At 56.3% G+C, this 24,463-nt stretch carries 24 protein-coding genes; 9 read left to right on the top strand and 15 right to left on the bottom strand.

All coding sequences use genetic code 11. From position 1 onward, the window contains the following. The first annotated feature begins 103 nt into the window (after nucleotides 1–103). Complete coding sequence (locus tag MIM_RS03105; RefSeq protein WP_025371301.1) at nucleotides 104–1,009, top strand: LysR family transcriptional regulator; 906 nt, start codon at nucleotides 104–106, stop codon at nucleotides 1,007–1,009. Between the two features lie 82 nt (nucleotides 1,010–1,091). Here the strand turns inward: MIM_RS03105 and gorA are convergent, their stop codons facing one another. Next, nucleotides 1,092–2,438, bottom strand: coding sequence for a glutathione-disulfide reductase (gene gorA, locus MIM_RS03100; protein WP_042070888.1), 1,347 nt, complete (start codon nucleotides 2,436–2,438; stop codon nucleotides 1,092–1,094). Between the two features lie 251 nt (nucleotides 2,439–2,689). Here gorA and cuyB point away from each other — a divergent pair, with 251 nt between their 5' ends. Together cuyB and MIM_RS03090 are read left to right on the top strand one after the other, a co-directional pair. After that, nucleotides 2,690–3,496 carry a cysteate racemase gene (gene cuyB / locus MIM_RS03095; RefSeq protein WP_025371300.1) on the top strand — a complete coding sequence of 269 codons (807 nt, stop codon included), beginning with the start codon at nucleotides 2,690–2,692 and terminating at the stop codon, nucleotides 3,494–3,496. A 20-nt stretch (nucleotides 3,497–3,516) separates the two neighbouring features. Further along, the gene (locus MIM_RS03090; RefSeq protein ID WP_042069904.1) at nucleotides 3,517–4,161 is read left to right on the top strand and encodes a VOC family protein; all 645 of its coding nucleotides are present in this window, start codon (nucleotides 3,517–3,519) and stop codon (nucleotides 4,159–4,161) included. Nucleotides 4,162–4,190: 29 nt separating this feature from the next. Here MIM_RS03090 and MIM_RS03085 read toward each other — a convergent pair whose 3' ends face one another. The 8 genes from MIM_RS03085 to MIM_RS03050 form a co-directional block, all read right to left on the bottom strand. Then, complete coding sequence (locus MIM_RS03085; RefSeq protein ID WP_025371299.1) at nucleotides 4,191–5,015, bottom strand: M55 family metallopeptidase; 825 nt, start codon at nucleotides 5,013–5,015, stop codon at nucleotides 4,191–4,193. A 108-nt stretch (nucleotides 5,016–5,123) separates the two neighbouring features. Then, nucleotides 5,124–6,233 (bottom strand): DmpA family aminopeptidase, encoded by a 1,110-nt coding sequence (locus MIM_RS03080; protein WP_042069902.1) that lies wholly within the window; start codon nucleotides 6,231–6,233, stop codon nucleotides 5,124–5,126. A gap of 46 nt (nucleotides 6,234–6,279) precedes the next feature. Continuing rightward, on the bottom strand, nucleotides 6,280–7,182 hold the full coding sequence (gene gsiD / locus MIM_RS03075) for a glutathione ABC transporter permease GsiD (protein ID WP_025371298.1): 903 nt from the start codon (nucleotides 7,180–7,182) through the stop codon (nucleotides 6,280–6,282). Nucleotides 7,183–7,192: 10 nt separating this feature from the next. After that, nucleotides 7,193–8,113 (bottom strand): glutathione ABC transporter permease GsiC, encoded by a 921-nt coding sequence (gsiC, locus tag MIM_RS03070; protein WP_025371297.1) that lies wholly within the window; start codon nucleotides 8,111–8,113, stop codon nucleotides 7,193–7,195. 78 nt (nucleotides 8,114–8,191) lie between these two features. Further along, nucleotides 8,192–9,742: a glutathione ABC transporter substrate-binding protein GsiB gene (gsiB, locus tag MIM_RS03065; protein ID WP_025371296.1), complete on the bottom strand. Its 1,551-nt coding sequence runs from the start codon at nucleotides 9,740–9,742 to the stop codon at nucleotides 8,192–8,194. Nucleotides 9,743–9,799: 57 nt separating this feature from the next. Next, nucleotides 9,800–11,656, bottom strand: coding sequence for a dipeptide ABC transporter ATP-binding protein (locus MIM_RS03060; RefSeq protein ID WP_042070884.1), 1,857 nt, complete (start codon nucleotides 11,654–11,656; stop codon nucleotides 9,800–9,802). 104 nt (nucleotides 11,657–11,760) lie between these two features. Continuing rightward, the gene (locus tag MIM_RS03055; RefSeq protein ID WP_025371294.1) at nucleotides 11,761–12,732 is read right to left on the bottom strand and encodes an isoaspartyl peptidase/L-asparaginase family protein; all 972 of its coding nucleotides are present in this window, start codon (nucleotides 12,730–12,732) and stop codon (nucleotides 11,761–11,763) included. Continuing rightward, nucleotides 12,729–13,598 (bottom strand): MurR/RpiR family transcriptional regulator, encoded by an 870-nt coding sequence (locus MIM_RS03050; RefSeq protein WP_025371293.1) that lies wholly within the window; start codon nucleotides 13,596–13,598, stop codon nucleotides 12,729–12,731. Before MIM_RS03050 ends, MIM_RS03055 begins: the two co-directional genes overlap by 4 nt. A 367-nt stretch (nucleotides 13,599–13,965) precedes the next feature. On the opposite strand from MIM_RS03050, the gene MIM_RS03045 reads away from it, so the two are divergent. Both MIM_RS03045 and MIM_RS03040 read left to right on the top strand, forming a co-directional pair. Then, on the top strand, nucleotides 13,966–15,075 hold the full coding sequence (locus tag MIM_RS03045) for an NADH:flavin oxidoreductase/NADH oxidase (RefSeq protein WP_025371292.1): 1,110 nt from the start codon (nucleotides 13,966–13,968) through the stop codon (nucleotides 15,073–15,075). A gap of 127 nt (nucleotides 15,076–15,202) precedes the next feature. Next, a complete protein-coding gene (locus MIM_RS03040; RefSeq protein WP_025371291.1) occupies nucleotides 15,203–15,700 on the top strand; it encodes a C40 family peptidase in 498 nt (165 codons plus the stop codon). A 61-nt stretch (nucleotides 15,701–15,761) separates the two neighbouring features. Here the strand turns inward: MIM_RS03040 and MIM_RS03035 are convergent, their stop codons facing one another. After that, a complete protein-coding gene (locus MIM_RS03035) occupies nucleotides 15,762–16,298 on the bottom strand; it encodes a VOC family protein (protein ID WP_025371290.1) in 537 nt (178 codons plus the stop codon). Between the two features lie 381 nt (nucleotides 16,299–16,679). Between MIM_RS03035 and MIM_RS03025 the strand changes: the two genes are divergently transcribed. Further along, nucleotides 16,680–17,123, top strand: a complete 444-nt coding sequence (locus MIM_RS03025; protein WP_052342262.1) for a MarR family winged helix-turn-helix transcriptional regulator — start codon at nucleotides 16,680–16,682, stop codon at nucleotides 17,121–17,123. Nucleotides 17,124–17,144: 21 nt separating this feature from the next. Here MIM_RS03025 and ppk2 read toward each other — a convergent pair whose 3' ends face one another. Next, the gene (gene ppk2, locus MIM_RS03020; protein WP_025371287.1) at nucleotides 17,145–18,347 is read right to left on the bottom strand and encodes a polyphosphate kinase 2; all 1,203 of its coding nucleotides are present in this window, start codon (nucleotides 18,345–18,347) and stop codon (nucleotides 17,145–17,147) included. 123 nt (nucleotides 18,348–18,470) lie between these two features. On the opposite strand from ppk2, the gene thiD reads away from it, so the two are divergent. Both thiD and MIM_RS03010 read left to right on the top strand, forming a co-directional pair. Continuing rightward, the gene (gene thiD, locus MIM_RS03015; protein WP_025371286.1) at nucleotides 18,471–19,283 is read left to right on the top strand and encodes a bifunctional hydroxymethylpyrimidine kinase/phosphomethylpyrimidine kinase; all 813 of its coding nucleotides are present in this window, start codon (nucleotides 18,471–18,473) and stop codon (nucleotides 19,281–19,283) included. A 77-nt stretch (nucleotides 19,284–19,360) separates the two neighbouring features. Next, a complete protein-coding gene (locus MIM_RS03010; protein WP_025371285.1) occupies nucleotides 19,361–20,038 on the top strand; it encodes a protein-L-isoaspartate O-methyltransferase family protein in 678 nt (225 codons plus the stop codon). 227 nt (nucleotides 20,039–20,265) lie between these two features. On the opposite strand, the gene MIM_RS03005 is transcribed toward MIM_RS03010, so the two are convergent. Continuing rightward, entirely contained in the window at nucleotides 20,266–20,832 is a 567-nt protein-coding gene (locus MIM_RS03005; RefSeq protein ID WP_025371284.1) for a TetR/AcrR family transcriptional regulator, read from the bottom strand. 73 nt (nucleotides 20,833–20,905) lie between these two features. Between MIM_RS03005 and MIM_RS03000 the strand changes: the two genes are divergently transcribed. Further along, nucleotides 20,906–21,544, top strand: coding sequence for a glutathione S-transferase family protein (locus MIM_RS03000; RefSeq protein ID WP_084458900.1), 639 nt, complete (start codon nucleotides 20,906–20,908; stop codon nucleotides 21,542–21,544). Nucleotides 21,545–21,640: 96 nt separating this feature from the next. On the opposite strand, the gene MIM_RS02995 is transcribed toward MIM_RS03000, so the two are convergent. The 3 genes from MIM_RS02995 to MIM_RS02985 are packed head-to-tail and all read right to left on the bottom strand — an operon-like array spanning nucleotide 21,641 to nucleotide 24,443. Further along, entirely contained in the window at nucleotides 21,641–22,135 is a 495-nt protein-coding gene (locus MIM_RS02995; RefSeq protein ID WP_025371282.1) for an adenylyltransferase/cytidyltransferase family protein, read from the bottom strand. Then, entirely contained in the window at nucleotides 22,135–23,703 is a 1,569-nt protein-coding gene (ubiB, locus tag MIM_RS02990; protein ID WP_025371281.1) for a ubiquinone biosynthesis regulatory protein kinase UbiB, read from the bottom strand. The genes MIM_RS02995 and ubiB overlap by 1 nt, the downstream gene beginning before the upstream one ends. Beyond that, nucleotides 23,703–24,443, bottom strand: coding sequence for a ubiquinone biosynthesis accessory factor UbiJ (locus MIM_RS02985; protein WP_052342261.1), 741 nt, complete (start codon nucleotides 24,441–24,443; stop codon nucleotides 23,703–23,705). Before MIM_RS02985 ends, ubiB begins: the two co-directional genes overlap by 1 nt. Between the last annotated feature and the right edge of the window lie 20 nt (nucleotides 24,444–24,463).

Here is a 24,463-nt window from a genome sequence, read left to right as displayed (position 1 = left end):
TCTCCTGTCATTGTCTCATTACAGGCATCATGCGCGAGGGCCCGCGAATCATCAAGACCCGCCTTGCGACTTCTGATATTGAAAAAACGTATATCATTCCCACATGGACCTCAAACAGCTTCAATATTTCATCGTGATTGCCGAACAGCGCAGCTTTTCCCGTGCTGCGGATATGCTTGATCTGTCACAGCCGTCACTGAGCCGGCAAATCCAGTTGCTGGAGGCCGAGCTAGGGCAGCATTTGCTGGTGCGTACGGGTCGTGGCGTGGAACTGACCGAGGCCGGCGCACGGCTGCTGGGCCATGCACGAACCCTGCACCATCTGGCTACGCAGGCACGGCAGGATCTGATCAATTTTCGTTCGTCGGCTCCGGGTCGGGTACGGCTGGGCATTCCGCCACGGATTGCGCGGCGGCTGGCGCCCAATATCATGCAACAGTTCCGGGCGCAGTTTCCCGCCTCGTCGATTACGCTGGCCGAAGGCCTGAGCGCCCAGTTACGTGACTGGCTGCTCAAGGACAAGGTGGATCTGGCGCTGCTCTATGAACCTGCGCCGTCGTCGCTGATGCAAGTGGAATCGCTGTACCGGGAGGAGCTGGTGCTGGCTCACGCCCGTGCCGGCGCAGCGCCGCTGCCGGCAAGCATCCCGGTCTCTGACCTGGATAAATATCCGTTGGTGCTGCCCAGCGCGCCCAACACCATCCGTACGCTGGTGGAACAAACATGCCGGGAATGCAATGTGCAATTGAATGTTGTGGCGGAAGTGGACGTAGTGCAGACGATTGTTGAAACCCTGAGCTATTCGCACGAACCGGTGTTTACCATCATTCCACGCTCTGCACTGGGTGATCTTCCCGGCCCGACACTTTTGAGTTGCGCTCCCATTGTGGCGCCGGCCATTCGCAATAATCTGACCCTTGCCATCGCGACTGCCGCTGCGCAATCGCAGCTTGTACTGGCCGTTGCCGATATCATTCGCGGCATCGATATGAACAGCCATATGCGCTGAACACAGCCGGGCGACGGCCATACGGGCAGTCTATATCTGCCCCTGCCATGCCGCCCAACGCTGAAGTGGAAAAACGGACGCGTTATCCGCGCATGGTGACAAACTCTTCGGCCGCCGTCGGATGAATGCCAATGGTCGCATCAAAGTCTGCCTTGGTTGCGCCCATACGCACGGCCACCGCAAAGCCCTGTACGATTTCTCCGGCGTCATCGCCCGCCATGTGCAGGCCCACGACCCGGTCGGTTTGTTTATCGACAATCAGTTTCATCATCATTCGGGCCGTGCTGCCACTGAGTGTGTGTTTGAGCGGACGAAATTCAGAACGATAGATGGTAACGTCGCCGTACTTCTGCCGCGCTTCGTCTTCACTATAGCCAACCGTACCCACGTTTGGATGCGTGAAAATGGCAGTTGGAATAAACTCATAGCTCATGCGACGCTCGCCCTTGCCGAACAGATGATCCACCAGCACCATGGCTTCGCCCAGTGCCACCGGTGTAAGCTGAATCCTGTCGGTCACATCGCCCAGGGCATAAATGGATGGCACGGAAGTCTGGTAGTTTTCGTCTATCTGGATCGCGCCATTGTGATTGACCTGGACGCCCGCTGATTCAAGGTTGAGCTTTTGCACATTGGGTGCGCGTCCTGTCGCATACAGCACCTGATCGGCCTGCAGCGTTGTGCCGTCATTCAATTTCACTGAAAGCGCGTCACCCTCTTTGACTATGCCCTCCACTTTGGTTTCGAAGTGAAAGTGCACGCCGGCTTTTTCCATTTCCTTTGCCGTGAACGCGCAGATTTCTTCATCAAAGCCGCGCAAAATTCTATCGCGCCGAATCACGATATGCACTTGAGCGCCCAGACCGTTGAAGATCGATGCAAATTCACATGCAATATAGCCGGCCCCCACCACCACCAGCTTTTTGGGAAACTGCGGGAGGTCGAATATTTCATTTGAGGTAATCACATGTTCGCGCCCGGGGAAATCGGGCACAACAGGCCAGCCGCCGGTCGCAATCAGAATGTGTTTGGCGGTATAGGTTTTGCCGTCGTCCATGCGAACGGTATTGGGCCCGGCCAGTTCGGCCCAGCCGGTCAGCAGCGTAGCGCCGGCATTGGTGATCAGCGAATGATAAATGCCATTCAGACGGGAAATCTCCCTGGCCCGGTTGGTTTTCAGGACTGACCAGTCCAGCGAGGCCTCACCTGCCTGCCAGCCAAAACCGCGCGCCTCTTCAAACGCTTCGTGATAATGTGCAGCATAGCTGTACAGTTTCTTGGGAATACAACCGACATTGACACATGTTCCGCCCAGATCCGACCCTTCGGCCACGGCCACCCGCGCACCGGCCTGCGCCGCCATGCGCGAGGCGCGTACGCCACCGCTACCGCCGCCGATTACAAAAAAATCATAGTCGAAACTTTCCATGCTGACTCCACGTTCAAAAATACGCAATGATTGTCGCGCCGCAATGCCCATTGCCGCCGCAAAGCGGACGGCGCAGCGGCCCCGGCACAGGCCATGACTGCTGCTCCGGCACATGGGCGTCAGCAGTCACATCAATTTGGTTCCGCCTGATTGTAACCTCAGCACCGTGCCTGGAGAGGCAAAACCCTGCCGACAAGTACGTTGCGCTGCGACCCAGGCCGTATAATCACTCCTTACGGAGAATTATCGTCATGTCATCGCTCGATTCAACTACGTTTTCAACATCTCCCGCAGCTGCACCTGCGGCCTGGCCCGTGCTCGGCGTCCTGGGCGGCATGGGGCCGCTGGCCGGCGCTACGTTCGCCGCCCGGCTTGTGCAATTGACGCCGGTAACCGCCGACCAGGCGCATATCCCGGTACTGCTGCGCAATGATCCGCGGATCCCCGACCGCAGCAGCGCCCAGCTGGCCGGCGGCCCCAGCCCGCTGCCGGCCATGCGCGAAGGCATGCAGGATTTGCAACGCTGGGGCGCACAATGCATTGCCATCCCGTGCAATACCGCCCATTTATGGTTTGAGCAACTGCGCGATAGCGTACAGGTACCCGTTCTGCACATTGTCGAGTCGGTGATTCAGGACCTGCGGCGCAATGGCATTTTTGATGGCCCGGTAGGGGTCATGGGCACGCCGGCAACCATGCAACTGGGGCTGTATCAGGACGCCCTGCGTGCAGCCGGATATGAACCGTTTACCGGCAATGACAATCGCATTCGTGATTGGTCTGTGCAGGCCATCGCCGCTGTCAAAGCCAATCAGAACGAACTGGCGTTTGCTCCTGCGGCCAGTGCCGTGAATCAACTAACGCAAATGGGCGCGCGGGCCGTGATCCTGGGTTGCACCGAATTGCCACTGGCCATCCCGCCCTCACGCCGTGGTGAATTTGATGTGGTGATCTCCGATTCGATTGATGCACTGGCCCTTGCCGTGCTGGATGCTTTTTCACAGCAAGGCCAGTTGCAAGCCAATCCCGACACAAACACCGATCAGCCTGCAGCCTGAACCACCAAACCGGAGTCATCATGCCTGTACCCCACACCGTCATTGATCATATTGTTGTCACTGCAAGCGACCTGGATACAGGCGCGGCCTATGTCAAAGACTGTCTGGGTGTTGCCCCACTGCCAGGTGGAGAGCACCAAAAAATGGGTACACATAATCTGCTGCTACGCTGTGGCACAAATGTTTATCTGGAAGTCATTGCCGTCAATCCTGCTGCACCGCCGCCCGCGCAACCACGCTGGTTCGGACTGGATCAAATGGCATCGGACAGCGCCCCAACGCTGTCGGCCTGGGTGCTGCGCACGACCGATATTCACAGCCATGCCGCGGCCTGCCCTCAGCATTTGGGCCCGATTACATCCATGCAGCGCGGCGACCTGAACTGGCTGATCACTATTCCCGAAAGCGGCACCGCGCCCCTGGATGGGCTGGCCCCGGCGCTGATTGAATGGCACACGCCCGCGCTGCCGGTCTTATCCATGCCGGATCAGGGGTTGTCGCTGGAAGCCTTGCATATTTATCACCCCGAACCTGAAACGATGCAGGCCCTACTGGCCAGCCTGCAACTGGACGCCCCCGTCTCGGTATTGCCATCCGCGCCTGGGAGCAAGCCCGCCTTGCAGGCGATCATCAGAACGCCGACGGGCATTTGCAAGCTGGGATAACCCGGCCTGACGCTCACCCAGCCCGGATACTAGCGCAATGCCACCGACATGGTGGAAAACACATTCAAAGTGCGGATCACGTATTCAATACTCTCGGCCTTAAATGACAGCGTCACGCCATCGACTCGCTCCGTGCCGGGCAGGATGCAAAACGTATCGGCCAGCGCAGGAGAATTGGTTTGCAGCCGACATTCATACGGCGCGCCAATCACAAATGGAGTTAACGCCTGCGTCTTGCCGGCCTGAACGGCCCTGCTCATGCCCTCGCGGATACGCGCGCAGGCGGCTTGTGGTGTCAGGGTAGCGGCGCTGGCATGACCCATGGCCTGTTTGGTTTCCACCCAAACGGCACCGTCGAAAAAATCCTTATTCTCTTCAACAAACACCTGATCACCACTGCCGAAGATCACCGGCACTCCCGCCTGGCCGGCCAGCGCACCATAAAGGCCGGGCTCGCCCAGTTCAATGCCGTTGACCATCACCCGGGCAAAGGCAAAGCTATTGATGGTATGGGCCAGCACCCCCCGACCCTGCGCCCGTGAATGATGCCCCACCAGTGCAACCGCATTCACCCCGAACTCAAGTCCGGTCATCATGCTGTATACACGAGGCTTGCCGGTAATCAATGTGGCACGCGCATCAATGTCGGAGGCAATCATATTGCGAAAGCCGCCATGCGAATCGTTCACATAGACGGCCGTAGCACCGCCATCGAATGCACCGGCAATCGCCGCATTGGCTTCTGCCGTCATCCACTGCCGTGCCCGTTCATATTCTACGTTGCCGGCACGCACCTGCTGCGAGTCCACCACACCGGCGACGCCTTCAATGTCTGTTGATATGAGTATCTTCATTGATCACACCTTATTATTCTTTACCAATTTTTATCTCAACTGCATATTATTACAACTGAAATATAACTATTATTTAAGACCGTCTTTGTGCTGCAGGCATGCAGACACTTAGTCGTGCAGCCAGTGAGTGACCGGCAGACGCGTATTGCCATCACGCCCGGTCACAGCGGTTGCGCGCCACAGCGCATTTACGATAGCCTGTTCCGTGGCCTCGGCGGCCGCGTCAAACAACGGCTCCAATTGTTGCTCGTGCAACGGTATCGCAGATCTCTGCTCTGCCTGCACTTGCTGGCTGATGCGCATACTTGTAGAAAAGGCAACGGCAATATCGCCACTGCCGTGCCCGAAGTTTGAACCGGTACGGGCAAGGCCGGCCGCCGCGCGCATGCTGAGCCGACGCAATTGCCTGGCGTCCAGCGGCGCATCGGTGGCCACAACAATAATGATCGAGCCTTGATCGGGGGCATTGTCTGCGATGCCTGACGCCGCTGGTAATGTCTCATGCGTCTCATGCCGGGCCATGCGCCTTTTGATGTCCTGGCCCAGCATGTGACCATTGACCCGCAAATGGCGCAATTTGCCGAAATTGGACAGCACCAGCACCCCCACAACATAGTCGGGGGCGCTGCGTGCCAGTTCTCCATCCTGCCGGGCGATCCGCGATGCCGTACCAATACCGCCTTTCAAACCAAAGCAGCTCATCCCGCGACCCGCACCCACTGCGCCCTGCGCCGGTTGCGCGGTCACATTGGTACAAGCTTCAAAGTAGTCTGCCTCGGTTACCGCCATGGCCTGGATATCATTCAGATACCCGTCATTGCACTCAAGCACCAGCGGATTAACGGTAGCCCAGTCGCGACCAATCTGTGGATTGGCTGTGATGGCCTGCCGGATTTGCGCCTGCGCCACCATGGGCACGGAAAAAGTATTGGTGAGCGCCAGCGGGGTTTCAATCACCCCCAGTTCCTGCAACTGCACCAGTCCCATGCTTTTGCCAAAGCCGTTAATCACCGATGCACCGGCAGCCACCTTATCCAGAAACAGATTGCCTGCATGCGGATAGATAACCGTCACACCGGTTTGAATCGGCCCTTGTGCCAGGGTAGTATGCCCCACCTTCACGCCCGATACATCGGTAATGCAGTTATGCGGCCCCGCAGGCAGAATACCGACTTGCGGCGCAGCCCGCAGCGCTGCAGGGCTTTGAGAATCAATCATAGTCACTCATCATTCAAGAGCACATCGCATCGACAATGCCACACACTTATTGCCGGTCTATCTTCGGATCCAGCGCATCCCGCAGCCCGTCGCCCAGCAGGTTGAACGCCAGCACGGTCAGGAAGATAGCCAGTGACGGAAAAATCGCTACGTGCGGTGCCAGCACCATATCAGAGCGCGCTTCGTTAAGCATTGCACCCCACTCCGGCGTAGGCGGCTGCGCGCCCAGGCCGATAAACGACAGCGACGCCGCCGTAATGATCGAGGTACCGATACGCATCGTGCCATAGACCAGAATGGGTGAGATCGTGCCGGGCAGAATATGTTTGAAGATGATCGTAAAATCAGAAGCGCCGATACTGCGAACGGCTTCGATGTACGTCATGTTTTTCAGCGACAGGGTATTGCCGCGCACCAGTCGCGCAAAAGCGGGAATACTGAACACGGCAACCGCGATCACCACGTTCACCATGCTGGGGCCCAGTACTGCAATCACGCCAATGGCCAGCAGAATGCCTGGAAACGCCAGCAACACGTCTGAAATACGCATCACAATGCGTTCCCACCAGCCTTCATAATATCCGGCCAGCAGTCCCAGCACCGTGCCCACAACGGCGCCCAATGCAACCGAGATAAAGCCGGCCGCCAGAGAAATACGCGTACCCATAACGATACGGCTGAAAATATCCCGACCCAGCGAATCCACACCCAGCCAGTGCAGTAAAGACGGCGCCTGATTGATGCGATCGTAATCGAAATATTCTTCGGGATCGAAGGGCACGATCCACGGCGCCACAATGGCAACGATGACAAGCGCAATAATAAACAGCGCCGCGACAACAGCCAGGTGCTGCTTGCGGAACTTGCGGATAAATTCCGTCATCGGGGTGCGGATGCGTTCCCGTTGTGGCGGCAGCGATTCTATCGGAGAGGAAGTTACTTGCGTCATATCTGTCCCGTTATTTGTAACGGATGGTCGGATTGATCACGCCATACAGCACGTCAACAATCAGATTGATCAAAATGAATTCAAAGGAAAACAGCAGAACCAGCCCCTGAATAATCGGATAGTCCCTTGCCGTAACGGCATCCACCAGCAGCGTCCCCATCCCGGGCCAGCCGAACACGGTTTCCACCACGATCGAGCCGCCCAGCAGGAAGCCGAACTGCAGGCCCATCATCGTCACCACCGGAATCAGCGCATTGCGCAGGGTATGTTTAACGATGACGACTTTTTCCGACAAGCCTTTGGCGCGGGCGGTGCGCACGAAATCTTCCTGGATCACTTCGACGAACGAGGCGCGTGTGAAGCGTGCCATGATGGCCGCGACCGCAGCGCCCAGCGTGATAGACGGCAGGATATAGTGTTGCCAGCTGGTTGCACCCACCGACGGCAGCCACCCCAGATCGACGGCAAAGATTTGAATCAGGACCATACCCAGCGCGAACGGCGGGAAGGAAATACCGGACACCGCCAGTGTCATGAACAGGCGATCGGGCCAGCGATTACGCCAGACAGCCGACACCACACCGATCACCAGGCCAAAAATCACCGACCAGATCATGCTGGTAATGGTCAGCAGCAACGTGGGGGTGAATCGGGCTGCGATTTCAGTCAGCACCGGCCGCTTGGTACGCAACGAGGTACCCAGATCGCCCTGACTCAGATTGACCAGATAATGGCCGAACTGCTGCGGCAAGGGCAAATCCAGGCCCAGTTGCTTGCGAATCTGCTGAACCGTCTCGGCATCCGCCTCGGGCCCTGCGGCAAGCCTGGCGGGATCGCCGGGCAACATATGTACAAACAGGAACACCACCACGCACACCAGAATCAGCGTCGGTATCATCCCGAAAATCCGTTTAACCAGATAGGAAAGCATTTGTGAATCCATCGGGCCGCAACACCCTTGAGTGCCGCGGCCATTTCAATTGCAATTGGAGTGTCAGACCGGACAGACTTAGTCTTTCAGGTTGACATCCCGGAAGTAATAGGACGCATCCGGCATCATGTCAAAGCCTTCGAGCTTCTTACTGCGGGCGGCGACCGTATCGGCAGTATTCAGAAATATCCAGGGTGCATCCTTATAGATCCGTTCCTGAGCATCTTTGTACAGCTCGGTTTTTTTGGCTTTATCCGTGGTTTTCAGGGCATCGGCCAGGTCTTTGTCAACCTGCTCATTTTTATAGTAGGAGTAGTTGCCAAAAGTGGGGGCCCATGACTCGCTTGCCAGCAAGGGGCTCAATGCCCAGTTGGCTTCACCGGTTGAGGCTGACCAGCCGATATAGTACATACGTACTTTGGCATCCTCAGGTTTTTGCACGGTCTCTACCCGTTGCACCCGCTGACCCGCTTCCAGGGCTTCGACCGATACTTTTACTCCAACCTGACGCAGTTGCTGCTGAATGAACTGGATTGCCTTGACCGATGTACCATCGTTATAGGCGCTCCACAGCGTGGTTTCAAAGCCTTGCGGATAACCGGCTTCAGCCAGCAGTTCACGGGCTTTCTTCGGATCATAGGGCCACGGTGCCATTTTTTGTGAGAACTCGACCTTACCCGGTACCACACCCTCGGCTACACGCGCATAGCCGTTAAACACAACTTTGTTCAGCGCTTCTTTATTGATGGCGTAATTCATGGCTTCGCGTACTTTCGGATTATCGAAAGGCTTGGCCAGATTATTCATGGCGATATAGCGTGCAATGATCGAAGGCTCGGCCAGCAAATCAAGCTTGTCATTTTTCTTCAGGACTGCCGCCTGCTCATACGGAATCGGATAGGTAAACTGTGCCTCGCCGGTCTGCATCACCGCAGCACGCGTGTTGTTATCTGTGACCACGCGGAAATTGATGGAATCGACTTTCGCCAGATGTTCCTTGTCCCAATAGCCGTCGAATTTTTTCATTTTCACATTCTGGCCGGGATTCCATTCAACAAACGTATATTGGCCGGTGCCGGTAGGATGCAGATTGATATCCTTGCCATATTTTTCCAGCGCAGCGGGAGAAATGATCATGGCAGAAGGATGCGTCAGATTATTGATGAAGGCAGAGAACGGTTGTTTAAGCGTGATTTTCACGGTAGCCGGATCAATCACCTCAATCTTGTCAATCATCTTGAACTGGTTGTAGCGACCCAGTGCATTGCTGCGGTTCAGCACACGTTCAAAATTCACTTTGACTGCATCTGCATTAAAGTCGGTACCATCGTGGAACTTGACGTTCTGGCGCAGCTTGAGGGTATAGGTCAGGCCATCTTCGCTGACTTCATAGCCGGTAGCCAGTAAGGGATGAATCTTAAAGTCGCGATCAAACATAAACAGCCCTTCGTACCAGCCTTTGCCCACGGCCTGCGACTGGGTTGAATTGGTGTTATAGGGATCGAGTGAATCAAAACCATATGGAACAGCAACCGTCACATCTTTGGCCGCCAGTGCAGTGTGAGAAAAGGCCAGACACGCCACCAGGGCGGGGGCCAGCAATGCGCTGCGAAGATAAATAGGCTTCATGAAAATCTCCCTGCGAAGAATAAGTGGTTAAACATCGTTTAAAAAATGTAATAAAAATCAGTAAATACCTACCGCGTGGCGGGCAACAAAATGATCCGTCCCCACCTGTTCCAGCGGCATGACCAAGGGTTCATCGCCTACCGCTCGGACCGGGCTGGGGATTTCACCGGCCATCAGCGTCGACAACTTGTGGCGGCGTTCCGGATCAGCAATCGGCACTGCCGCCATGAGTTTTTGCGTATAGGGATGCTGAGGGTTTTCGAATATTTCACGACGCGAGCCCAGTTCAACCACCTGTCCCAGGTACATCACTGCCACGCGATGACTGATACGTTCCACCACTGCCATGTCATGTGAAATAAACAAATAGGAAATACCAAATTCTTTTTGCAGATCCATCAGCAGATTCACGATCTGCGCCTGTATCGACACATCCAGCGCCGATACCGATTCGTCTGCAATCACCACTTTGGGGTTGAGTGCCAGGGCGCGTGCGATACAGATGCGCTGACGCTGGCCACCGGAAAACTCATGCGGATAACGCTGAGCCATGGCCGGTGGCAGACCCACTTTTTCAAGCAGCCATTCAACCCGGGCCAATGCCTCGCGTCCACTGGCCACGCGATGGATCAGCAGTGGCTCCATAATGGAATAACCCACGGTCTGACGCGGGTCCAGCGAGGCATACGGATCCTGAAAAATGAACTGGATATCGCGCCGCACGGCCTGCATATCCTGTGTATTGAGCTTGCTGATATCGCGCCCCTGGAACAGGATCTGTCCCGAATGCGCCTGAATCAGCCGCAGCAGAGAACGGCCAGTGGTGGATTTGCCACAACCGGACTCGCCAACCAGCGCCAGCGTTTCTGCCGGATACAGGTCAAAGCTGACTTTTTCCACAGCATGCACACGCTTGACCACGCGATTGAAAATGCCGCTGGTCACGTCAAAGCGCGTCACCAGATCCTTAACCTGCAGGATCGGACCGGCCTCGCGGTTCGGTGCCAGCACCACCGGTTCCTTTGCAGCCACAGCCTGATCAGCCTTCGCCTGCTGCAGCGAGAGCAGTTCAAAATGGGCAGGCAACGATGTACCATTCATGGACCCCAGTCGCGGCACGGCCGACAGCAAGGCCTTGGTGTAGGCATGTTGGGGATGGTGAAAAATAGCCTCGGCGCCATTGTGTTCCACCTTATTGCCTTTGTACATGACCAGCACGCGATCGGCCACTTCCGCGACCACACCCATATCGTGCGTAATGAAGATCACGCCCATGCTCATTTCTTTCTGCAGCTCGCGAATCAATTGCAAAATCTGCGCCTGAATGGTCACATCCAGCGCCGTCGTGGGCTCATCGGCAATCAATAGGGCCGGCTTGCAGGCCAGCGCCATGGCAATCATGACGCGTTGGCGCATCCCGCCCGACAGCTGGTGAGGAAAGCGTGACATTACGGCGCGCGCTTCGGGAATACGCACCTGATCAAGCATACGCAAGGCCTCTGCACTGGCTTGCTGCTGGCCCAATCCCTGATGCAGGCGAATGGATTCGGCAATCTGGTCACCCACCGTAAACACCGGGTTCAGCGATGTCATGGGTTCCTGAAAAATCATGGCCATATCAGCCCCGCGAATGGCGCGCAGTTGTGCGCCAGGCAATTGAGCCAGATCCACCACCTGCCCCTGACGCCGACGAAACAGCATTTGCCCGTTCACGATACGACCACCGCCATGTTCCACCAGACGCATCAGGGAAAGCGAGGTCACCGATTTGCCCGAACCCGATTCACCCACGATGGCCAGCGTTTCGCCGCGGCCCACTGTAAACGACAAATCCTGCACCGCCTGCACGGTTCTTTCTGAGCCGACAAAGTTAACGCTCAGATTGCGCACATCCAGCACGTTGTCGGACGCCAGTGGCGCAGCATCGTGAGCTGGCGCCTTCCCGGCGTTTGTATTAATCACTTTTGTATTCACTTACTGTTTTCTCCATACCGCAAGCAATGCTGCAGCGCTTCCACTCAACGATAAATACCGACAAACGGCTCCTGCCCGACCCGCAGATAGCCGCGATACATGCCTTCGGAATTGAATGGCAGCGCCACATTGCCCTGCGCGTCGATCGCGATCAGGCCACCCACGCCGCCGATGGCCGGCAGCTTGTTGAACACCACGTTATCGGCGGCCTGCGCCAGCGTGCGCGCCCCATATTGCATTTGTGCTGCCACGTCATAGGCGGCAACACTGCGAATAAACATTTCACCGGTTCCGGTGCTGGAAACCGCACAACTGTGATTATTGGCATAACAACCTGCGCCAATAATAGGTGAGTCGCCCACTCTGCCTGGCTGCTTGTTGGTCATGCCGCCGGTTGACGTTGCCGCAGCGAGATTGCCGAACTGATCCAGCGCAACCGCGCCCACCGTACCCAGTTTTTTATCTTCGTCCAGCGGTGCAGTACGATCATCCTGCGTTTTTTCCACGGCATCGTGATCCAGAACAAATCCACCTTCGCCGCTGGCGCGTACGCGATCCAGCTGTTCCCGGCGCAGGGGTGTACTGAAGTAATCGGGCTCGACCATTTCCAGACCGGCAGCAGCGGCAAGTGCTTCGGCAGGTTTGCCGCAAAAGAACACGTGCTCGCTGGTTTCCATTACTGCCCTGGCCGCCAGCACCGGGTTGCGCACGGTGGAGACCGATGCAACCGACCCGCAGCCCAGGGTGGCGCCGTCCATAATGGCCGCATCCATTTCATGGGTTGCAGCGCTGGTAAATACAGAGCCATAGCCGGCATTGAATAAGGGACAGTCCTCAAGCAGGCGAACCGCCAGCGTCACGGCATCCAGTGCCGAGCCACCCTGTTCAAGCACCGCGCCGCTTTGCACCAGGATATCGTTCAGGGCCGTCTCGTAGGCTGCCTGCTGTTGCGGCGTAATGGTTGCGCGAGACAGGGCTCCGGCCCCGCCATGAATGGCAATAATGGCAGTTGTCATGCCGACGTTTCTCCGTGAATAAGCCAGGGGGTAATGGTTTCTGCCACTTCCGTGGCAATTTCAACTGAAAAGGGTGAGCGATAGTCCAGGGCGGCCATCAGGCCGTCGATCAGGGCCAGGGCGATCGGGTCGCTGTTGGTTCCATAGACGCTGTCGCTGGAGGTATACAGAACGCAATCACAGGTCGGAACAATCGGCGCCGTGGCCTTGTCGGTCAATCCAAGAACCTTTGCGCCGCGCCCGTGCGCTCGTTGTACGATTCGGACCGTGTCGGACAGATACCGGGGGAACGTCAGGACGATGATCAGGTCGTTTTCATCGACCAGCGCCAGCCTGCGGGCCGCGTAGGTGGTACCACCGGGGCCGGCAAGACTGACCACCATACCGTTATGGGCCAGCAGGCGCCGTTCCAGCAGGCCGGCCAGATAACCGCTGGTGCCCATGCCCAGCACAAAAATACGCCGCGCAGCCAGAATCATATCCACCGCCTGGTCACAGGTCTCGGCGCGTAAATTAAGGCGGGTCTTTTCCAGATTACGCTGCCCTTCCACCAGAACATTGGAGATGATTTCCTGATTGGTGGCCGGATAAGACTGTTCTTTTTTCAGGCGATTGACCGATTCGAGCACGCCTTCGAAGCCCTTGATGATGTTTTGCCGAAACTGCGCATACCCCGGGTAGCCCAGCGCCCGTGCGAAACGATTGGCGCTGGCGCTGGACACGCCGGCAGCCTGAGCAAATTCGTCGATCGACATGATCGCCACCTTGAACGGATGTTCAAGCACGTAAGCACCCAGCAGGCGCTGGGGTTTGGTCAGCTCTGGCAGCCGTTTGGCCAGTGCCCGGGTAAATTCGGTTTCAATCATGGTGGCAGCAGGTAAGAGTCCGAAAGAGGAAGTGCAGCACAAACGACAATGTAAGTAAACTTACTGTTTTCATCTGATGTGAAAATATAATTACATTTTAAGCTTATTACTAGCATTTTTTTCAGGAATATTGCCACCGCTGCAAATATGATCTGCGCATACCTCGCCCGTTACGCCACGTTTCGCAGGAGCAAAACCAGGCCCTGGCTCGCCTCCACGCACGGATGTCGCCGCACACACCTGTCATCAGCAGGGTCATACATCAGTCATCACTGACAGGTATGGTAAAAACTAGACAAAGGCGCTGAAGACACCGTCTGCAGTGCCCGTGCCACTCCCCCGACAATTTCAAAAGTGTGATGAAACCATGACCGATTCGATCCTGTTCAGTCCCTTCAACCTGGGCAGCCTGCAGCTGAAAAACCGCATTATTGTCCCCCCCATGTGCCAGTACTCCGCCATAGACGGCTGTATGCAGCCCTGGCATCTGATGCATCTGGGTTCGCTGGCCGTGTCCGGCTCTGCACTGGTGTTTATCGAGGCCACAGGCGTTGAACCGGCAGGCCGCATCTCGCCGGCAGACGTCGGCTTATGGGACGACGTGACTCAGGAAGCCATCGCGCGTACCTTGCGCGATATCCGCAGCTTTTCCGATACGCCCTTTGCCATTCAACTGGCGCACGCCGGGCGCAAGGCTTCATGCCGTCAGCCATGGTTTGGCGGTGCCCAATTGCCGCTGGAAGAAGGGGGCTGGCAAACCTATGCCCCCTCACCGGTGCCCTTCGATCCCAAGGATCGTCCGCCCCAGGAACTGGACCAGGCCGGGCTGACGCGTATTATCAGTGCCTTCGTACAGGCGGCCCGCCGCAGCGTGGATCTGGGCATTGATGCCATCGAACTGCATGGCGCCCACGGCTACCTGCTGCACGAGTTCCTGTCACCCCTGTCGAACCAGCGTCAGGACAACTATGGCGGCTCTCTGGAGAACCGCATGCGCTTTGTACTGGAAGTATTTGAGGCGGTTTATGCAGAAGTGGCTGGCAAGGTGCCGGTCGGTGTGCGGATTTCAGCCAGTGACTGGGTCGATGGCGGCTGGGACGTGCAGCAAAGTATTCAACTGAGTCAGGCACTGAAAGAGCGGGGTGCGGCCTTTATTCATGTGTCTTCCGGCGGCCTGTCGCAGGCGCAACAGATCAGGAACGAACCAGGCTATCAATTGCCTTTCGCGCAGGCGATTAAAGAGGCGGTGGATGTGCCGGTGATTGGTGTAGGCCTGATTACCGAGCCGCACATGGCCGAAACAGTGGTCGCCTCGGGACAGGCAGATCTGGTGGGCATTGCCCGCGGTATGCTTTATGATGCCCGCTGGCCGTGGCACGCGGCAGCCGAACTGGGGGCACATATCGACGCCTCTCCACAGTTCTGGCGCAGCCAGCCGTCCAGATTAAAAACACTCTTTACAAACAACATAAAATAATAGTACTAAGTTGTTGTTTTTATGATTGATTTTTTGGTATTTTTTAAAAAATACCGACAAAATGCTTTTCCTGGCGCGGTGAACTTGCGATACTGGAGTCCACAGGGTTGATCGCGCCGGGTAAGCTATGCTACGTGTCCAGATTTCTATTGCAATGGTGATAACAGGCTGTCTGCTGGCAGGCTGCGCAAGCCGTGGGCCCACAGCCAGCGTGCCGGCTTCCTATTCAAGCCCTTCGCTGGACGCATCCTATCGCGATCCGGTACTGGAACAGGCGCTGACGCTGACTGGCACACCGTACCGCTACGGCGGCATGACACCAGACGGCATGGACTGCAGCGGGTTTGTGAGCTATGTATTCCAGGAATCGGCAGACTTTCGCTTTCCGCATAACACGGCAATGATCGCCAAACTGACCCGACCGATTTCCCGCTCCGAGCTTAAAAAAGGCGACTTTGTCTTCTTCAATACCTACAAGCCCTACTCACATATGGGCATTTATATCGGCAACAACGAATTTGTTCACGCCCCATCCAGCCGCAATAACGGCAAGGTTCGGGTCGATTCACTGAACAGCCGCTATTTCGCCGACAGGTTCCTGGACGCGCGGACTGCCTTCCAATAATCTAAAGCGCCGGCGCATCCTGGCAGGCTAAAGCCCCTGCCCACCCAGGCGCGCTGCCCGGTTACGACTGGAACTCTTCTTCGTGCAGCCACGCGGCATGCTTAGGGGCACGCCGCGTCTTGCTCCACTCTTCCAGCATCTCCCATTTGACCTCATCCAGTTTCCGGTTCATCTCCGGTGTGGCCGTGGGTGCGGCCAGCTCAACACGATGGCCATTGGGATCGCGAAAATAAATGGACTTAAACAGAACATGATTGGTGATACCCACTACATCGATGCCTTTGGCCTGCAATTTTTCTTTGGTGCGCTCCAGCACCTGCACACTGGGCACTTCGAACGCAATGTGCTGAACCCAGTCTGGCGTATTGGGATCTGCACCCATTTCCGGTGAATTCGGCAATTCAAAGAACGCCAGAATATTGCCGTGACCCGCGTCAATGAAAACATGCATGTAGGGGTCATTGGCCTTGGTGGACGGCACACGATCCTCGGCAATGGCCAGCACAAAATCCATCCCCAGATTTTCCTTGTACCAGAGAACGGTTTGCTTCGCGTCTTTGCAACGATAGGCTACGTGATGTATTTTCTGAATGTCCATGTCTACCCTCTTTATCTGTTATGCTGAATGAAATAATAAGCATTCAGGCCGGATTGCATAAACACGGGCGCCACCAGGGACGCCGCGCTTTGCAGTACGAATCTGCATTGGTTATACGTATGACGCAAAGGCTCAACGCAACGGCTCCTTTACGGAAGTTCCAAAGCACGGATGTCAAGGCCAAGGCTTATTTAATCAGCTCAATCAAAATAGTAACCGACGTTACTATTAGATCGCATTTATTTTTTTACGTCAATCAGTAAACACGTCAATTCATTAGTTTATATTGATGTATCGCTGATTTTTTTATTATCCACCACTCAGATCAGCACGCAGAAATAAAGTATCATACGTTACCAAATGAACATTAAACGAGTTCCCATGATTGATTTGAATGCTTTTCTGCCCTATCAGTTCTCGCAACTGGCCGATGTGGTCAGCCATTCGGTCGCCACGGTCTATGAAAGCCGACTGGGCATTTCGCGCGACGACTGGCGCGTGCTGGTGGCCGTCAATCAGGCACGCCATATGCGTGCAACCGATATCGCACAACACACCACGCTTGACAAAATGCAGGTGAGCCGGGCCATTGCCCGGCTGGAAAAAAAGGGATTCGTGTCCCGTAAGGCCGATGCTGACGATAAGCGACAGCAGATTCTTCTGGCGACACCCGCCGGCCAGGCGGCCTACGAGAAGGTGTCACCCCTCATGGTGGCGCGTAATGATTATCTGTTGCAGGATCTGAGTCCCACCGAGCGCGAGGTTCTGCAGCGCTCCCTGGACCAGGTACTGAACCGGGCCCAGGAACTGGTGGCGCGCGGATAGCTCAGCCAGTAGAAGCCCGGCTCAGCGGGTTTCCTGCTTTACCCCTGACGGGCTCTGCAGGACATGCTCGCCCTGCTCGTACACCACGTTGGAGCGGCCCACAATCAGCGGATCAATCTTGCCGATATGTGCGGGGTCCTTGTTGGTGTATTCGAACTGCTGCAGCACGTAGCGCATGGCATTGAGCCGTGCGCGTTTCTTGCAGTTGGACTTGACCACGATCCACGGCGCATCGCTGGTGTCCGTATGAAAGAACATAGCTTCCTTGGCACGGGTGTAGTCATCCCACTTGTCCAGCGAGGCCATGTCGATAGGAGACAACTTCCACTGCTTGAGTGGATGATGACGGCGCTCCTTGAAGCGGCGTTTCTGTTCACCCTGACTGACCGAGAACCAGAACTTGATCACACGAATGCCGCTGCGAACCAGATTGCGTTCGAACTCGGGCGCCTGACGCATGAATTCCATGTATTCGGCATCGGTACAGAAGCCCATGACCCGCTCAACCCCTGCCCGGTTGTACCAGGAACGGTCAAACAGAACAATCTCGCCACTGGTGGGCAGATGCTCCACGTAACGCTGGAAGTACCATTGACCCAGTTCACGTTCCGTTGGCTTCTGCAACGCCACCACACGGGCATGCCGCGGATTCATATGCTCCATGAAACGCTTGATGGTGCCGCCCTTACCCGCCGCATCACGACCTTCGAAAACAATCACCACGCGCTGACCGGTTTCCTTGACCCAGGACTGCAGCTTGAGCAGCTCCACCTGCAAGTCGTATTTCTGAAACTCGTAGTTACGACGTGACATCAGATATTTATAGGGATATCCGCCATCCTGCCAGTTTTCCTGGAGTTTGTAGTCGGGATCGGTTTCCGGGTGCCGGACATTATCGGCACGCAGTTTTTCCTCGCGCAGCAGCTTGAGCAACTCACGCCGGTCATCGGCTGCCATGCCTTCGAGCAGCAGATGCGCCCGCTGGTTGCGCGCTGCCTTATCGGTGCCGACAAGATCGGCGGTAAAGGCAGCGGCTTCGGCATTGATATGCGCGCGCTCACTATCCATGACCGTGATGTCGCGGGTTTGTTCCGGCGACGTTCCCGACTGGATATCGCCCGCAGCCACTTCTCTTGGCGTCAGATCGGTTTCTGCGTGCTGACTATTGGTATTGGATTTACTGCCCTGACGGCTTGAACGATTGGTAGATTTTCGGGTAGCCATTTGACATCCTTGTACTGACAAAAGCACATTGTAAGATTGTGCCTTCAATCAATCATTAACATTAATTCAGAGGAAGACATTATCATATGCATATGACAACAAAACTGTCGACAGAGAGGCTGTATGATTTTTAATACGTTGACCATTGCCGGCGTAGACCCTTCCGGTGGTGCCGGCATTCTTGCCGACGTCAAGACCATGAGCGCCCTGGGCACATATGCCTGCGCCGTTGTAGCGGCCCTGACCGCCCAGAACACCAAAGGCGTGAGCGGCGTGCAGCCGATCACGCCCGACTTCGTGCGCCAGCAGATTGATACGCTGTTTGATGACGTTCACATCGATTCAGTCAAAATCGGCATGCTGGGCCATGAGCCCGTGACCCGGATGGTGGCCGAGCGCCTGGCCTACTGGATGCCTGATCATATTGTGCTGGATCCGGTTATGGTGGCCAAAAGCGGCGACGTGCTGCTGGACAAGGCGGCCATCGCCACGCTGCGTGAGGCCCTGATACCGTTGTCTACCGTTATTACCCCCAACCTGCCGGAAGCCGGGGTGCTACTGGGCGAACGGGAGGCCGATTCATTAAAGGACATGTACCGCGTGGCAGAGCGGCTGCGCAAACTCATGGATCATCACCGCACCGTCTGGGTCATGCTCAAGGGCGGCCATTTGCCCGGCAATGACACCGTCGATCTGCTTACCGACGGAGACCGCATGATCGAGCTGCCCGGCAAACGCATTGATACACGCAATACCCACGGCACGGGTTGCACCCTGTCCGCGGCGCTGTGCGCACTGATCCCAGGCACCGGCGATGTGCCGCAAGCGGCCACCATGGCCAAGGCCTATATCGAGACCGCCATTGCCCGATCCGGCCAATTGAACGTTGGGCACGGACACGGGCCCGTTCATCATTTTCACGCCTTATGGTCATGAAACCGGAAGCTGCGCGCCAGTTGCGGGTAAAATGAACAAGAACTTCCAATCTCAGGACCACGTTTGATACTCTTCCTATGAATGCTCTGACTTCCCTCGCCGACCAAAGCCGTTTCAACATGATCGAACAGCAGATCCGTCCATGGCATGTGCTGGACCAGGACGTGCTGGACGCGCTGTCTGCGATTCCCCGCTCACGGTTTGTTCCTACCCGCTATCAGAATATGGCGTATTCCGATATCGAGATCCCGCTGGAAGTGGAAGGCATCAATAGCTGTGAAGCCATGCTGGCGCCCAAGATCGAGGCCCGGCTGGCTCAGGAATTGCGTCTGACGCCCACCGACGGCGTGCTGGAGATCGGTACCGGCTCAGGTTATCAGGCTGCGATTGTCAGCCGCCTGTGCAGCACGGTTGTCAGCGTCGAAATTGACCGCCATATCGCCGCTTTCGGCAAGGCCAATCTGGAGCGCGAGCACATCAGCAACGTCACGGTGGAAATTGGCGATGGACGTGCCGGCTGGGGCACGGGCGAATACAGCGCCATACTGCTGACCGGATCTATCCCCAACATCCCCGACTCACTCAAGTACCAACTGACCATCGGTGGTCGTCTGGTCGCTATTGTGGGGCAGGCCCCCGTCATGACGGCCTTGCGCATTACCCGGGTCAGCGCCGCTGCATTTGAAACCGAATCGCTGTTTGACACATACGCCAAGCCTTTGCGCGGCACCACGGTATCGCATTTCAAATTCTGATTCGTCTCTACCGCGACTGAGCAAAGCCGGTCGCACCTCAATACCACAATAACCAAAGGGTCGTTCAGGCGTACTGCACAATGCAGTCACTGAAACGGCCTTTTATTATTGCCTTTGCATGGCGCTGCGGCGTTGAACCGAAGCGCTATTTCCGAGCGTGACGATCCGGGCAAATCCGGACCCTTGTCTGGCACGCCGATGAGCGACACGCCTGCCCGTCATCACCGTTACGGCATGTTGCGCATGAGTATCTTCACTGCCTGCTTTGCTGACGCAACGGGTGACACCGCGCCATCCAGGTAGGATTCCGTTGCCAAACCATCGAGCATCAGCAATATTTGGTCTGCAAGTTGATCACGAGCAACGCGTGCCTGATCAAGCAGGTCGAAAATAAACGCACGCAGTTCACGTTTATAAGACCGCACAATGGCATATACCTCTCCCGAGGCTTCTTCAGCCTGAAGGCTGGCGTGAATCATCGGGCAGCCTCTGCCACCGTCGTTCACCGCACCGATCTGATCAAACAAGGAAAGTATTTTGTCTTCTTCGGTACGCTTTTGCGCCACCACTTCAGCCAGATTCTGCATTATTTGTTCGGCAAGTTTCCGATAGACCTCAGCGATCAACGCTTCTTTGGACGGAAAATTGTTGTATAGCGTCATCCGGGCGACCCCTGCAGCGGCAGTCACCTCGTTTACGCCGACGTTAGCCGCACCCCGATCCATAAACAGACGTGTCGCCGTGGACAGCACTTGCGCGCGTCCTGCGCCCTTGCGATGGTGACGTTCATTCATTTTCCAGCCTCATATTGACACTGCCATTAAGCATATATATTATAGACCGGTCTATCTAATTTATAAAGCGATCATGTATATGCCAGATATAAAGTTTTGGTACGGCCCAGGCTCCTGTTCACTCGTACCGCACGTGTTACTTCATGAATCCGGCCTGCCGTTCACGGCAATCGAGGTCTCGATATCAAAGCTGGAGACGCGAACCGACGCCTTTTCACGCATTAACCCCAAGCAACGGGTGCCTGTGATCTCGCTGGACGAAAGCATTATCACTGAAGTACCGGCAATAGCGACTGCCATCTCTCATCTGGTTCCGGAACTGGGCCTGATGGGTAAGACGCCTATTGAACAGGTCCGGGTCATGGAATGGTTGTGCTGGCTGTCCGGAGAATTACATGGTCAGTGCTTTGGCGGCCTATTCCGCCCCGAGCGGTTTATTGATGATCCGAACCAGTTTGAAGCAGTTCAAAGCAAAGCCAGAAACAGGATCATCGATTGCTTCAAAACGATTGACAGCAGACTTTCAAGGCCCTTCGCGGTTGGCAATGGGCTAACCGCAGTCGACCCTTATCTTTTGGTGTTTTATCGATGGGGAAGCCGCAATCGTTTCGATATGTCAGCGCAGTACCCGGCATTTACTGCTTATATTCAGTCAATCGCCGCGTACCCCGCCATCGTGAGCGCAATGGGTGAAGACGGTTCTACTCTTTAAAATGAGAGAAGATGCCTCGCACCGCACAGGATTGCGACGCAGTACCCTGGCTTTGCGGGCACCATCCAGACAGCAGCGTCTGCCGCAGCCAGACCGTTACCGGGAGGATGTTCCTCGAATGGTATTGACCAGCGCAGTGGTCGAGCGCTGGAAACGAAAGGGAATGGCAATGGCGCGTCCGCCCCAGCTTTGCACCAGCCCGGTTTCCCTGAGTGTGGCCATATCGTAATCGCCCCCCTTGACAATCACATCCGGCCGCAACTGTTCGATCAATTCATAGGGCGTATCTTCTTCAAACACCGTCGCCGCACTGACGCAGGCGAGCGCAGCCAGCATGGCCTGACGATCCTCCTGACCATTCAGGGGACGATCAGGTGCCTTGCCCAGGCGGCGTACCGAGTCATCGGTATTCACGGCAACCACCAGGCTGGCACCCAGTTGCGCCGCTTCGTCCAGATAACTGACATGGCCCCGATGCAGAATATCGAATACGCCATTGGTAAACACCAGCGGCCGCGGCAGGGTGCCATTGCGGACCGCCTCTATACACTGCTGGCGGGTCAGGATTTTGCTTTCGAAACGTATACTCATTACTGCCACTCCAGCAAGGTGGCCACCAGCCAGAGAATCAGCCCGGCCTGCAGGGTCAGAATCAGCGTCATCACAATAAAGATGCGTTCGCTGCGGCGATGACTTTTCCCTAACTGGGCCAATTCCTTGCGCATGGCCGGCAAACTATCCTGACGGGCCAGCTGGGTATGCACCAGCCGGGGAATTTCCGGCAACAGGTGTGACCACTGCGAGGCTTCTTTGCGCACCTGCGAGAAAAAAGCACGCGGGCCGATGCGATCCCACATCCAGCCTTCCAGAAATGGCTTGGCCGTTTGCCACAAGTCCAGATCCGGATCCAGCTGACGTCCCATGCCTTCCACGTTCAACAGGGTTTTCTGCAGCAGCACCAGTTGTGGCTGGATTTCAACATTGAAGCGACGCGAGGTCTGAAAGAGACGCAACAACACCTGCCCCAGAGAAATTTCAGATAGCTTGCGATCAAAATACGGTTCGCACACCGAACGCACCGCCGCCTCCAGCTCTTCTTCCCGCGTGTTGGCCGGCACCCAGCCGGACTCGATGTGCAACTGTGCCACCCGACGATAGTCGCGGCGGAAAAATGCCAGGAAATTCTGCGACAGATAATTCTTGTCGAACTCGGAAAGCGAGCCCACGATACCGAAATCCAGCGCGATATAACGCCCCAGCGTTTCCGGCTGCAGCGAGACAAAAATATTGCCCGGATGCATGTCGGCATGGAAAAAACCGTCTTCAAACACCTGGGTGAAGAAAATTTCCACACCGTTGCGGGCCAGTTTTTTGATATCAACACCGGCAGCCTCCAGCTTGTCGATCTGACTGACCGGCACACCATGCATGCGTTCCATGGTCATCACCGTCTTACTGGTAAATTCCCAGATCACTTCGGGCACCATCAGCAGATCGGCGCGTTTCGGATTAGCTTCAAAGTTGCGGCGCAACTGGCTGCAGTTGGCTGCCTCTACCTGCAGATCCAGTTCATCGTGCAGATATTTATCGAATTCGCTGACCACTTCACGGGGCCGCAGGCGACGCCCGTCAGGCAACAAACGCTCTACAAAACCGGCAAACATGCTCATGAGCGACAAATCGCGTTCGATCACGGCCAGCATACCCGGACGCAATACCTTGACGGCAACTTCACGACCATCATGCAGCACGGCAAAATGCACCTGAGCCACCGAAGCCGACGCCACCGGTTCGGTTTCAAACAGCGCGAACAGTGTGGACGGATGTTTGCCAAACGCCTTCTGGATGCTTTCCATGGCCTGTTCGGAGGGAAAGGGTGGCACACGATCCTGCAGGGCCGAGAGTTCATCAGCAATATCCAGCGGAATGAGGTCGCGTCGGGTGGACAGGACCTGACCGAACTTGATGAAGATCGGCCCCAGCGATTCGAATGCAAGCCGCAAGCGCTCACCACGCGGTTGTTCAAAGCTGCGTCCCAGCCGGACGACTTTAAGCAGAGAACTGGCAATCGGATGCTTAAGCCCGCTGAGCACCAGCTCATCCAGTCCGTAGCGCAGGCAAACCAGGAGGATACGCAGCAGGCGCAGGGCAGACATCATCATCGTGCACTCCTGCGCTGGCGCGCATCCAGCGCCCGCAGCCTGGCATCGAGCTGATCCAGCTGCACGGTCGCCTCCCGCAGCGTGCGCTCCCACGCCTGCAGTGCCGGCTTGCCTACTACGATGCCGGCTTCTTCAGACACATATTCACCCACATTCTCCGAGAAGCGAGCGGCCACCGTGGTAGTCGTGGTCACCGCGCGACGCAATAGCAAATGAATCTGTTTTGACAGCAGGCCGCCGGTAAACCGGGCCAGCTCGTGCTCGGAATCCCAGCGCAAATCGCGCGCCAGATCAGAGACCAATTGCGCCAGGCCGGCATCCCCTTCCAGGTGCAGCAGCGAGGCCAGCTGAGCGGGATCGTGACGGTTACGCAAGGCGGCAGGCACATCGCCCAGCCGGCTTTCGGGAATAGATAAGGTGACATCGGGCACCACTGCCGGATCGGCGCGCGCCACACTCCCGTCATGCCCAAGGGTAAATCGCAGTACAAGACGACTCACCCGGATGCAGACGGTTTTACCGGCATGCGCGGCGATCCGCGTCTTGGCCCAGGGCTCGCGATCCAGCAGCAGGTTCAGGGCACGTACAGTAAGAATGTTTGGATCAGGTAAGGCGGAGAGCAACATAAAAATCCGGTAGATCACGCAAGATTCTGAATCCGATAGTGTACTCTTTTCGTGCAGACGCCGACCCGTTTTACGCTTGCGGACATTGTCGCGCATGGACTGCCGGGGCATCCGGGATCACCTCCCGGCAC

Source organism: Advenella mimigardefordensis DPN7 (assembly GCF_000521505.1).
Lineage (GTDB): Bacteria > Pseudomonadota > Gammaproteobacteria > Burkholderiales > Burkholderiaceae_B > Advenella > Advenella mimigardefordensis.
The sequence above is the reverse complement of the archived record's forward strand: the minus strand, read 5'-3'. Positions and strand labels throughout refer to the sequence as shown.